The organism is Epilithonimonas sp., assembly GCF_032054305.1.
In the GTDB taxonomy this organism is placed as follows: domain Bacteria; phylum Bacteroidota; class Bacteroidia; order Flavobacteriales; family Weeksellaceae; genus Epilithonimonas.
Genome location: NZ_DAMBSX010000002.1, coordinates 67,349 through 80,293 on the forward strand (window position 1 = coordinate 67,349; position 12,945 = coordinate 80,293).

7 protein-coding genes are annotated in these 12,945 nt (G+C 36.6%); all 7 read left to right on the top strand.

Features of this window, described 5'->3' with window-relative positions; genetic code table 11:
* Positions 1-1,374, top strand: a complete 1,374-nt coding sequence (locus RTX21_RS04300) for a glycosyl hydrolase family 28 protein (protein WP_312765547.1) — start codon at positions 1-3, stop codon at positions 1,372-1,374.
* Complete coding sequence (locus tag RTX21_RS04305) at positions 1,374-4,229, top strand: glycoside hydrolase family 2 TIM barrel-domain containing protein (protein WP_312765548.1); 2,856 nt, start codon at positions 1,374-1,376, stop codon at positions 4,227-4,229. Before RTX21_RS04300 ends, RTX21_RS04305 begins: the two co-directional genes overlap by 1 nt.
* 2 nt (positions 4,230-4,231) lie before the next feature.
* Positions 4,232-5,554 (top strand): rhamnogalacturonan acetylesterase, encoded by a 1,323-nt coding sequence (locus tag RTX21_RS04310; RefSeq protein ID WP_312765549.1) that lies wholly within the window; start codon positions 4,232-4,234, stop codon positions 5,552-5,554.
* A gap of 243 nt (positions 5,555-5,797) precedes the next feature.
* Complete coding sequence (locus RTX21_RS04315; RefSeq protein ID WP_312765550.1) at positions 5,798-8,569, top strand: glycosyl hydrolase; 2,772 nt, start codon at positions 5,798-5,800, stop codon at positions 8,567-8,569.
* Positions 8,570-8,697: 128 nt separating this feature from the next.
* Positions 8,698-9,501, top strand: coding sequence for a DUF4350 domain-containing protein (locus RTX21_RS04320; RefSeq protein WP_312765551.1), 804 nt, complete (start codon positions 8,698-8,700; stop codon positions 9,499-9,501).
* Positions 9,502-9,780: 279 nt separating this feature from the next.
* On the top strand, positions 9,781-11,658 hold the full coding sequence (locus tag RTX21_RS04325; RefSeq protein ID WP_312765552.1) for a rhamnogalacturonan lyase: 1,878 nt from the start codon (positions 9,781-9,783) through the stop codon (positions 11,656-11,658).
* Positions 11,659-11,700: 42 nt separating this feature from the next.
* A complete protein-coding gene (locus RTX21_RS04330; RefSeq protein WP_312765554.1) occupies positions 11,701-12,858 on the top strand; it encodes a glycoside hydrolase family 88 protein in 1,158 nt (385 codons plus the stop codon).
* The last annotated feature ends 87 nt before the right edge of the window (positions 12,859-12,945 follow it).

Below are 12,945 nucleotides of genomic sequence, written 5' to 3' on the forward strand. Positions count from 1 at the left end.
ATGAAATTTCAAAATATATCAAAGCTTTTCTTAGCTTTTTCACTTCTTTTTTCTTTTTCAGCTTTAAAAAGTCAGGACAAATTCCCAGACGGAACTACAATCCCAAAATGGTTCAAAGAAAATAAACCAACGGACATCAATAAATTAGGTAAGAAATATATTATCACAGATTTTGGAGTAAAGAATGATAGCACAATTCTTCAGACAAAACAAGTTCAAAACATTATTGATGAAGCTTCTAAAAACGGAGGTGTAATTGTCGTACCAAAAGGAACTTTTTTAATTAGTTCAGTTTTCTTTAAACAGGGAACACATTTATATTTAGAAAACGGTGCAAAACTAAAAGGAAGCGATGATATCAATGATTTTCCTGTTGTGACAACCAGAATGGAAGGACAAACTGTAAAATATTTTCCAGCTTTGATTAACGCAGACGGATTAGACGGTTTCACAATTTCAGGAAAAGGAACACTTGACGGAAACGGCTTAAGATTCTGGAAATCCTTCTGGAAAAGACGCGAATGGAATCCTAAATGTACCAACATGGACGAAATGAGACCTAGAATTATCTACATTTCCAATTCAAAAAACATTCAGATTGAAGGAATTACTGTGAAAAATTCACCATTTTGGAGTACGCATTATTATAAATCTCAATTCGTAAAATTATTAAACCTAACAATTTTAGCACCGAAAGAACCTGTAAAAGCACCAAGTACTGATGCAATTGACATCGATGCCTGTTCAAATTTCCTGGTTAAAAATTGTTATATGTCGGTAAATGACGATGCCATCGCTTTAAAAGGAGGAAAAGGTCCAAAAGCTGATGTTGACCCGAATAACGGAGAAAACAGAAATATCATTATCGAAGATAATACTTTCGGATTCTGCCATTCTGCGCTCACTTGCGGAAGCGAATCGATTCACAACTACAACATTATTTTCAGAAATTCTACAGTGAAAGATGCTTCAAGATTATTACACCTGAAAATGCGTCCCGACACGCCTCAGCATTATGAATACATTACTTTAGATAACATTAAAGGAAATGTAAAAACTTTCATTTACGCAAAAGGATGGAATCAGTTTTTTGATTTGAAAGGTGAAGCAAGGCCGAGAAAAGGATTGGCCAATAATATTACCATCAAAAATATAGATTTAAGTTGTGAAACAGCGTTCTCTATTGAAAAATCAGATTTATTTGATTTGAAGGATTTCACTTTTGAAAATTTAAAAATCAAGGCTTTAAAACCCGAAATGGAAAATTTAAGTAACATTCAAAATTTAAAGCAAACCAAAGTTAATGTGACGAAAGTAGCTTCTCTTAGGCAATCCTACGATAAAAAAGACGACTCCGACATTGCTGCAAAATAATGAGTTATTCTTCCAAAATATTCGCTTTTTTATGTGTCTGTTCACAGCTTTTGTTTTCTCAGTCTAAGGAAATTCAATTCCTGAGTGGGAAAGATGCTGAGCACACAAAAGAGTGGGATTTTTGGATAAATTCTGGCAGAAAATCCGAAAGCTGGAGCAAAATAAATGTCCCTTCACATTGGGAGCAACAAGGTTTCGGTTCTTACAATTACGGACGTGATTATGTAACGTACGGTCGGAATTTTAAATTTCACGATGAAACAGGTTTATACAAGCATAAATTCACAATTCTAAATTCCTGGAAAGGAAAAACCATCAACATCGTCTTTGAAGGTTCAATGACTGATACCGAAGTGAAAATCAATGGAAAATTGGCTGGAGAAATTCATCAGGGTGCTTTTTATGAATTTAAATATGATATTTCCGATAAAATTCAATTCGGAAAAGAAAATGTTTTGGAAGTTAAAGTTTCCAAAATGTCGACTGATAAATCGGTCAACAATGCAGAACGATTGGCTGATTACTGGATTTTAGGTGGAATTTTCCGCCCTGTTTATTTAGAAGCAAGTTCAAAAGAAAATATTTCGTGGACAACGATTGATGCTAAAGCAGATGGAACTTTCCGCTCAAATATTCATCTGAATGGAATCCAAAATGTCAATAATTTAAAAGTAGAACTATTTGATGTTAAAAATAATTTGGTCGGCGAATATCAGGTTCAAATTCAAAAAGGAGATACTTTAAAACAGATTCAGTTTTCCGTTAAAAATCCAAAACTATGGACAGCTGAAACTCCTAATTTATACAAAGCAAAATTCACTTTAAATAAAAACAGAAAAAATATCTTCCAAACCGAAGAAAAATTCGGTTTCAGAACGATTGAAATCCGAAAAGGTGATGGAATTTTCATCAACGGAACAAAGGTGAAAATGAAAGGCATCAACCGTCACGTTTGGTGGCCGGAAACCGGAAGAGCAGTTACGGAAAATATAGATTTAATGGATGTTCAGCTCATCAAAGAAATGAATATGAACGCCGTTCGATGTTCGCATTATCCGCCAAATAAATCATTTTTAAAAATTTGCGATTCTCTTGGTTTATATGTGTTGGATGAACTAGCGGGCTGGCAAAAAAAATACAGCACAGTAGTTGGAAGAAAGCTTGTGAAAGAAATGGTAACGAGAGATACCAATCATCCGTCCATTATTTTTTGGAGCAACGGAAATGAAGGCGGACATAATTTTGATTTGGATGCAGAATTTGCAAAATACGACTTGTCAAATCGTCCAGTCATTCACGCGCATCACAAGCCCGGAAATGCTTTCAACGGAATCGACTGCAATCATTACGAAGATTATTACAGCACAAAAAATATCCTCGAAGGTGAAAATATTTACATGCCAACCGAATTTTTGCACGCTCAGGATGATGGAGGCGGCGGAACTTCTTTAGCCGATTATTGGGAGCTTCATTGGAGTTCCAAAAAAGGAGCGGGTGGTTTTTTGTGGGCGTTTGTTGATGAAGGTTTGGTGCGAACAGATTTCAACAATCAAATCGATGTTAATGCCATCAATGCGCCCGACGGAGTTTTAGGACCGCATCGTGAGAAAGAAGGAAGTTTTTATGCGATTCGGGAAATTTATAGCCCTGTAAAAATTGATTTGAAAACGCTTTCAAATGATTTTAACGGAAATATTCCTGTAGAAAACCGTTATCATTTTACGAATTTAAAAGACTGTCAGTTTGAATGGAAATTAGTGAAATTCAAAACACCGTTTTCTTCTGAATCTGGTTTTGATTTGATTAAGACTGGAAAAATTGAATCGCCAAATATTCAACCGACTGAAAAAGGAACTATCAATTTAAATCTTCCTGCAAACTGGAAAGAAAATGAAAGTTTATTATTGACAGCAACCGATTCTTTCGGAAAAGAAATTTACACTTGGACTTGGAAATTGAAGTCGAATGATGAAATTTCAAAACAGTTTTCAAAGTCTTTAATTAAAGAATTTCCTGTTTCTGTTGCAGAAAATGATGTTGAATTTATCTTAAAATCAGACGAAAAAGAATTCGCCATTGGGAAAAAAGATGGATTATTAAAATCAGTCATTGTCGATAAAAAAGGTAAAAGAATGATGTTCAAAAACGGACCTGCTTTCGTAAACGGAACAATGGAATTATCGTCCATAAAATCTTTTGTAGAAGGAAAAAATCAACTGATTGAAGTTAATTACAAAAACGGAAATAAAATTATTTGGAAACTTAATCCCAACGGAATTTTAGAATTAAATTATGAATATTCTTTGTCAGGAGATTGTCAGTTTTCAGGGGTAAGTTTCGATTATCCTGAAAATTATGTCATCAATGCAAAATGGCTGGGAAAAGGACCTTATCACGTTTGGAAAAACCGTTTGCAGGGACAGACTTATAATGTTTGGCAGAATTTAAAAAACTCAATAAGAACCGGACAATCGCCGTGGATTTATCCTGAATTTAAAGGTTATTTCGATGATATCTCTTGGTTACAGTTAAATACTGCAGAAGGAAAAATAACGGTTGGAACCAAGGAAGAAAAAATGTTTGTCAGACTTTTTGATTTTTACGGAATTTACGGTGCAGAAGGTTATCCGAAACTACCAAGCGGAAATATTTCATTTTTGGATGCCATTCCGCCATTGGGAACTGTTTTGGCGTTTAATATTAATGATAAAACCGAATCTTTAGGATTGGAAAGCGAACCAAATCATCTGAACGGAAAATTTAAAAGAACCTTATATTTCTATTTCGGTTTGCCGGATTTGGGCGATGAAAATAAACAGTTTACAATGCCAAAAGAAAATATTTTAACAGATTAATAATGAGAAAGGAACTGTCATTTTTAATACTATTAATCTGTTCATTTTATTTTGGACAGCAAACCAGTTTCAAATTTGATTTTGGCGGAGACAGAGTGGAGAAAGGTTTTATTCCCATTACTTCAACTTCAAAATTCGACAGAAAGGTTGGCTACGGATTTATGGATATTTCAGGTTTAAAATCTGTTGACAATGGCGGAAATGCTTTGATGGGAGATTTCATCACAAGCGACAAACCTTTCTATTTTTCGGTGGCTATTCCCGAAGGAAATTATGATATTCAACTGAATTTAGGCGATACAAAAGGAACTTCGGAAACGACAGTTCGTGTAGAAAACCGTCGATTGATGTTAAGTGATGTCAAAACCAAACAAGGCGAAATTGTTGAAAAACAAATCACCGTTCACGTAAAAGACAGCATCATCCGAAATCAAAACGGCGAAAAAATCGGAATTGTAAAATTGAAACCACGAGAAACAAAATATCTGCATTGGGACAATTTACTGACGATTGAATTCAATGATAAAGCTCCGAAAGTTTGTTCGGTAATTATTCAACCCAACAAAACGGCGAAAACTATTTATTTAACGGGAGATTCAACCGTTGTTGATGCTCAATATGAACCGTGGGCTTCGTGGGGACAAATATTACCGTATTTTTTTGTTCCAAATGAAGTCGTGATTGCCAATTATGCCGAAAGCGGAGAAACTTTAAAAGCCTTCGAAGACCGCCACCGAATCGATAAAATCTGGAATAAATTGAAATCCGGAGATTATTTATTCATTCAATTTGGGCACAACGACCAAAAAGCAGGAAATAGTACGAAATCCGGTTACAGAAAGAGATTAAAAGAATGGATTCAAAAGGCAAAACAATTGGGTGCAATTCCGGTTTTGGTAACCTCAATGAACCGCCGAGTTTTTGATGAAAACAATAAAATTGTCAATACCTTAGATGATTTTCCTGATGCAATGCGAGAAATTGCAAAAGAAGAAAAAGTGGATTTAATCGATTTAAATGCATTAAGCAAAACCCTATTTGAAGCAATGGGACAAGAAGAAGCAAAAAAAGCATTTGTTCATTATCCCGCAAGTGCCTATCCAAATCAACCAAATGCTTTGGCGGACGATACGCATTTTAACCCTTATGGAGCTTATGAATTGGCGAAATGTGTCGTAAAATCTATCGTTGACCAAAATTTACCTTTAAAGAAATATATTTCAAATAATTATAAAAATTTTAACCCAAATAAACCCGATGATGTCGAAAAATTCCACTGGCCAGAATCTGTTTTTATGGAATCTTTAAAACCTGATGGAAATTAAAATGTTGTGATTAAAAATATGCAGTTTGCCATTCAGAACGAAACAGAGTGGAGTGAAGTATCTCAATTTTAGATAGATTTCTCGTTCCTCGAAATGACAAACGTTAAAAGCAAAGATTTCAAAAGCTTAAGTGTTCTTCTCAAAAGTCGAATAACAAACTTAAAAATAGCTAAAGTGTCAAAAACTTTTGTGCCTTTTGACTCCGTCGAATCTGCGATTTGTGATTAAATAAAAAGTTGAAAAATGAAAATTAAAAATATAGTCAAACTCAGCGTTCTCTGTTTTGCCTTCGGAAATCTTTCCGCACAAAATCCGTGGCCAAAAGCGACCAACACCGCTCAGCCGTGGACACGTTGGTGGTGGATGGGAAGCGCCGTTGACGAAAAAGGTCTGGACAAACAATTGACAACCCTCTCAAAAGCAGGTTTTGGAGGCGTTGAAATTGTCCCGATTTACGGAGCAAAAGGCTTTGAAAACAAATATATCAATTACCTTTCTCCGGAATGGATGAAAATGTTGAAATTCACGACAAATAAAGCCAAAAGCCTGAATATGGACGTGGATATGGCAGTCGGAACAGGCTGGCCAATTGGCGGATCGCAGGTTAATGAAAATGATGCGGCAACAAAGATGATTGTTCAGAATTACACGATTCAACCAAATGAAAAATTTTCTGAAAAGATTGTTTTAAAAGATGAAAAGCAGAAGAATTTAAAAACTGTAAACCTTGATATTGTAACCGCTTACAACGAAAAAAATGAAGCTGTTGTTTTAACGGATAAAATCAACGCTGATGGCTCTTTAAGCTGGAAACCAAGTTCAGGGAAATGGACAATCTATGCCGTTTTTGTGGGTAAAACTTTACAGAAAGTAAAACGTGCCGCTCCAGGTGGCGATGGCTATACATTAGACCATTTTTCGCCTGATGCGACGAAAGATTATCTGAAAACTTTCGATAAAGCTTTTGGAAATTCAAACTATGGAATCCGTTCGTTTTTTAATGACAGTTATGAAGTTTACAATGCCGACTGGACTGCGGATTTTAAAGATGAATTTAAGAAAAGAAGAGGGTATGACTTAGCTCCTTACATCAAATATTTGGTAGAGGATAATGAAAGTGAGATTGCAGGAAGAATAAAATCGGATTACCGTGAAACAATGAGCGAACTGATTCTTCATAATTTTACAGAAAATTTCACCAATTGGGCGCATTCTAAAAACTCAAAAAATACCAATCAGGCTCACGGTTCGCCGGGAAATTTGCTGGATTTATACGCTGCAGTCGATATCCCAGAATCTGAAACTTTTGGAAGTACAAAATTCGATATTCAGGGTTTGAGAAGAAATTTAGAAGACATCAATACAAAGGAAGTTCCCGATATCAATATGTTGAAATTCGCTTCTTCAGTAGCCAATATTACCGGAAAACCTTTGATTTCCAATGAATCTTTTACTTGGCTGACAGAGCATTTCAAAACGTCTTGGTCACAGGTAAAACCTGAAGCCGAGCAGATTTTTCTATCAGGAATCAATCATATTTTTTATCACGGAACAACTTATACGCCCGCTGATTTTCAGTTTCCGGGTTGGTTGTTTTATGCTTCGACCAATTTCGTTCCTGAAAATTCTTTGTGGCCGAATATAAAAGGACTAAATTCTTATATTGAAAGAACACAATCTGTTCTGCAAAGTGGAAAATCAGACAACGAAATCCTGATGTATTGGCCGGTTTACGACCAATGGGCGAATCCGAAAGGAAAAGATGTGGCGTTCAAAATTCATAATATTGAAAAGTGGCTGCACCCGACTGTATTCTACGAAAACCTTGAGAAATTAGGAAAATCCGGTTATTCTCTAGATATGATTTCGGATAAAATGATTGGCGAAGCACAACTTGAAAATCAGAATATTCAGGTGGCGAAAAATGGAGGTTCTTACAAAATTTTAATTATTCCTCAACTGAATTATTTACCGGAATCTACTCTGAAAAATATTTTAAACTTATCTCAGAATGGCGCTTCTGTGATTTTTCAAAGCGAGCCAAAAAATGTTCCGGGAAATTTTGAATTGGAAAAAAGAAGAAACGAATTACAGTCTTTATGGACCAAAATTCCTTTTCAGCAAGACGGAAATTTAAAATCTGCAACCTTTGGGAAAGGAAAAATTGTGTTGAGTTCTGATGTTGAAAAAGGGTTGGAATATTTAAAAATAGAAAGAGAAAAACTGAAGGATACAGGATTGAAATTTGTCAGAAGAAAATTCGATGGTGGGAAATATTATTACATCGTCAATCATACTTCAAAAGAAATCAATCAGAATATTCCATTGAATTTTATCGGAAAACAGGTTGCCTTAATGAATCCTGAAAACGGAGAATTCGGAATTGCTGAAATTCAGAATAATTCTGTAAGAGTTCAGCTAAATTCAGGAGAATCATTAATTATAAAAGCTTCAGAAACTCCGGACAATTCAATTCCAAAATGGAAATATATTGAACAGACAGATGCCCCGATTGTTTTAAATCAACCTTGGCAACTGACTTTCAAAGAAGGCGGTCCCGAACTTCCGAAATCAAAAACTTTAGACAAACTTCAGCCTTGGACAAATTTCACAGAAGATGCTTCGACGCAGAGTTTTTCAGGAACTGGAGTTTATACAACTTCATTTAAATTAAGTAAAAAAGCAGACGATTTTGTATTAAAATTCGACAAATTATACGAAAGTGCAAAAGTCATCATCAACGGACAGGACGCAGGAATCGTCTGGAGTCTTCCGTTTGAAATCAACGTCGGAAAATACTTGAAAAAAGGAAAAAATACCATTCAGATTGAGGTTTCAAATTTGATGGCAAATAGAATCCGTTATATGGACCAGAATAAAATCCAGTGGCGAAATTACCACGAAATCAATTTTGTAAACATCGATTACAAACCGTTCGATGCCTCTAATTGGAAAGTACAACCATCAGGTTTGGATGGCGAAATTCAATTAATTCCTGTATATTTCTCAAAATAATTTAAAAAAAGGAATTAATAAATGGAGACACTTCGACAAGCTCAGGGTGACATCTCTAATAATAAACGTTATATTTAGCGTTGTCAGGCTGAGCTTGTCGAAGCCTTTTAAAAATAAAATAAAGATTTATGAATAAAAATATCGTAAAAACATTAGCATTAGGAACGCTCCTCACATTCGGATTTTCCAATGCGCAGAACAAACCGAAAGTCGTTTTAGACAACTTTTTCAACAACGAAAAAAGAGAAAACAAAGAAACCAAAGTTCTGGAATCTTGGCACTATACGTGGAATGATACAACAAACGGCGGCTTTTCTATGTTAGGCGAACTTTTTCAAAAAGAAGGTGCAGAAATTTCAACTTTAACAACAGCTCCGTCTAAAAATGATTTAAGAAATGCCAATATTTATATCATCGTTGACCCGGATATCGACAAAGAAGCGTACGGTGGAAAAGCCAACCTGATGGATGCAAAAACGATAAAAAACCTCGAAAAGTGGGTGAAAAACGGCGGTGTTCTTGTTCTTTTAAGCAACGATAACGGCAATTCTGAGTTTGAACATTTCAACAAATTGGCGGAAAAGTTCGGGATTTATTTTAACGATGACAGCATCAACAGGCTGAAAGGCAGAGAATTTGAGAAAGGTGCAGTCTACGTAAAACCGGGAAATGAAGTTTTTTCAGAACTCAAATTATATATGAAAGAAGTCAGCACTATTTCGGTAAAAGTACCTGCGAAGCCATTTTTGTATGCGGAAAATCAAGTTATTGGTGCCATTGCAAAAGTGGGAAAAGGAACTGTCTTCGCTTTAGGTGACCCTTGGTGTTATAATGAATACATTGACGGAAAAAAGCTCACCGAGGATTTTTCCAATTACGAAGGAACCGAAGAATGGGTAAAATGGTTGCTGAAGCAGGTTTCGAAAAAATAAAATAATCTGTGCAATCGATTAACCTTTGCAGTTATTGCGAGGAGGAACGACAAAGAAAACTGTTCGAATAAGTTCAGCAATTTCAACGGATTGCTTCGTTCCTCGCAATGACGATTTGCGTTCAGGTCGTGCGGCGAAAGATTCAACGTAGAAATCTTTGTCAAATTTAAAAAACCCTTGACAAGGATTAATATCAATAGAAACAGGCTTTAACCCGTTAAAAAAATGAGGTTTCCAATTCGGCTTTAGCCCAACTTATAAAGTAAAAAGGTTTTACATATGAAAATCAAATACATCTTCATAACATCCGCCCTATTTCTGTCGCAGTTATTTTCTGCTCAAAGACAAATGGAATATCTGAAAAGAGGAATTGTTGCAATTCCTGCAGAATCAGGTGTGTTTGTAAGTTGGCGACTGCTCGGAACAGAAGCTCAGAATACGCATTTCGATGTGTATCGCACAGAAAATAATCAGACCAAAAAGCTGAATGAAAAACCTTTGCTCAACGAAACCAATTTTCTAGATAGAACCGCTGACAAAGGAAAGAATTACACTTATTTCGTAAAATCAAATACGCAACATCAGGAAGTTGACCACGATTTTGCAAAATACACCGCGAATCAAAAACCTTATTTTTCAATTCCATTAAAAACTCCACAAGGTTACACGCCGAATGACATTTCCGTGGCCGATTTGGACGGAGACGGAGAATACGAAATCATCCTTCATCAAACCGGAAGGTCGCACGATAACAGTCAAAAAGGAGAGACAGACCCGCCGATTATTCAGGCTTATAAACTGAATGGAACGTTTTTATGGGAAATTAATTTAGGCAAAAATATCAGGGAAGGAGCACATTACACGCAGTTTTTGGTTTATGATTTGGACCAAGACGGAAAAGCGGAAATCGTAATGAAAACTGCCGACGGAAGCAAAGACGGAAAAGGAAAATATATTGGTGACCCAACCAAAAATTATGTCAATGAAAACGGAATGATTCTTTCCGGACCGGAATTTCTGACGGTTTTTGACGGACAAACCGGGGCGGAAATTAATACAGTAAATTATGAAGTTCCAAGATTCGCAGGAAGCTTAAATCCTACCAACGAAGAAATGACCGAAACCTGGGGCGATGCCAAAGGAAACCGTATCGACCGTTTTTTAGGAGCAGTAGCTTATCTTGACGGAAAAACTCCAAGTATAATTATGTCAAGAGGTTATTATACAAGAACAGCGATTGCAGCTTGGGATTATAAGGATAAAAAACTCAGTCTTCGCTGGCTTTTTGATACGGAAAGTTCTGAAGAAAACAAACAATATCGCGGACAGGGAAATCATAATCTGAGCATTGCCGATGTTGATAATGACGGAAAAGATGAAATCATTTTCGGAGCAATGACGGTGGATGACGACGGAAAAGTATTGAACAGTACAGGTTACGGTCACGGCGATGCGTTGCACGTCGGAGATTTAGACCCAAGCAATCCCGGGTTGGAAATTTTTGATATTCAGGAAAGGTTTGATGATGCAGGAGCGCATTTCAGAGACGGGAAAACAGGAAAAGTTTTGTGGAAATTACCGTCAACCGTTTACAGTCAGACAAGTAAATTTCAGGGTCCGGGAAGAGGTTTGTCTTTGAATATCGACCCTCGCTACGAAGGTTCGGAATGTTGGGCAGCCGGAGCTGGACTGAAGGGACTTTATGATGCGAAAGGAAAAAAGATTAGTGATAAAAATCCAGCTGTTAATATGGGAATTTATTGGGACGGTGATTTTTTAAGCGAAATTTTAGACGGAACCGTTGTTTCAAAATGGGACTGGAAAAAAGAGAAATCAAATGTCATATTGGACGCCAAAGATTTCCAGTGCGAATCGAATAACGGCACCAAGAAAAATCCGGCTCTGGTTGCCGATTTATTCGGAGACTGGCGTGAAGAAGTAATGTACAGAACTGCCGATAATCAGGAATTGAGAATTTTCAGTACAACCATTCCGACGCAACATCGATTGTATACTTTGATGCACAATCCACAATATAGATTGAGCATAGTTTGGCAAAACGTGGGATATAATCAACCACCACATACAGATTATTATTTAGATGAATCGGTAAAGGAACTACCGAAACCGAATATTGTTACTGTAAAAACAAAATAATTACTGTCAATTCAAAATCAATTTAAAAAATAAATCAATATAATGAAAAGACTATTCACAACAGGTTTTTTTGCACTCATTATCGTAGGAATGACTTCCTGTTCGGTACAGAAAAATACGGCGTCAAAAGTTGAATTACCAAACAAAAAAGAAGTTCTGGAAGTTTCAAGACGAGCCAACCAATATTTTATGAACAAGTGGCCGGATACAAAAAAAGAAATTGTCGGGAAAAAAGTCTGGCCAAGTAATCTTTGGACGAGAGCGGTTTATTACGAAGGTTTGATGGCGTTATATTCTGTTGACCCAAAAAAGGAATATTACGATTACGCAATGTCCTGGGCAAACAACCATAATTGGGAACTGCAGCGTGGAACGTATACCCGAAACGCCGACCACCAAGCTTGCGGACAGACCTATATCGATTTGTATGAAATCGATGGAAGAAAAAATCCCGAAAGAATCAAAAATGTCAAAGCGGCGATGGACAGTATGATTGCGACCAATAAAGTGGATGACTGGTGGTGGATTGATGCGCTTCAGATGTCGATGCCGATTTTCACAAAGTTGGGTAGAATCACGGGCGAGCAAAAATACTTCGATAAAAACTACGAAATGTATGCCCACACGAAGTACAAAGAAGGTGGAAACGGCCTTTACAATCAGGCAGACAAAATCTGGTGGCGCGACAAAGGTTTTCTTCCACCGTACAAAGAACCCAATGGTGAAGATTGCTATTGGAGTCGTGGAAACGGTTGGGTAGTGGCAGCATTGGCAAAAACACTTCACGATACACCAAAGTCTGACCCTCATTATCAGGAATATCTTCAGGATTATAAAGATTTGTTGGCGGCTTTGTTGCCGATTCAGCGGGAAGACGGTTTCTGGAATGTGAGTCTTCACGACCCAACGAATTTTGGCGGAAAAGAAACAACGGGAACGGCACTTTTTGTTTACGGAATGGCGTATGGCGTCAACAATAATTTAATCGACAGAGAAACTTACCTTCCGGTTTTGGTTAAAGCATGGAACGCTATGGTAAAAGATTCTGTTCAGCCAAATGGATTTTTAGGTTGGGTGCAGGGAACCGGAAAAGAACCGAAAGACGGTCAGCCTTTAGCAATCGACAAAGTTCCTGATTTTGAAGATTATGGTTTAGGCTGTTTTTTATTGGCAGGAAGTGAAGTTTATAAGTTGAAATAAATTAATATTCAATTTTATTTCAAAATATCAATAGATATGGGCAGTGTCATCCTGAGCGGAGTCGAAGGGAGCTTATTTTAAAGTTTG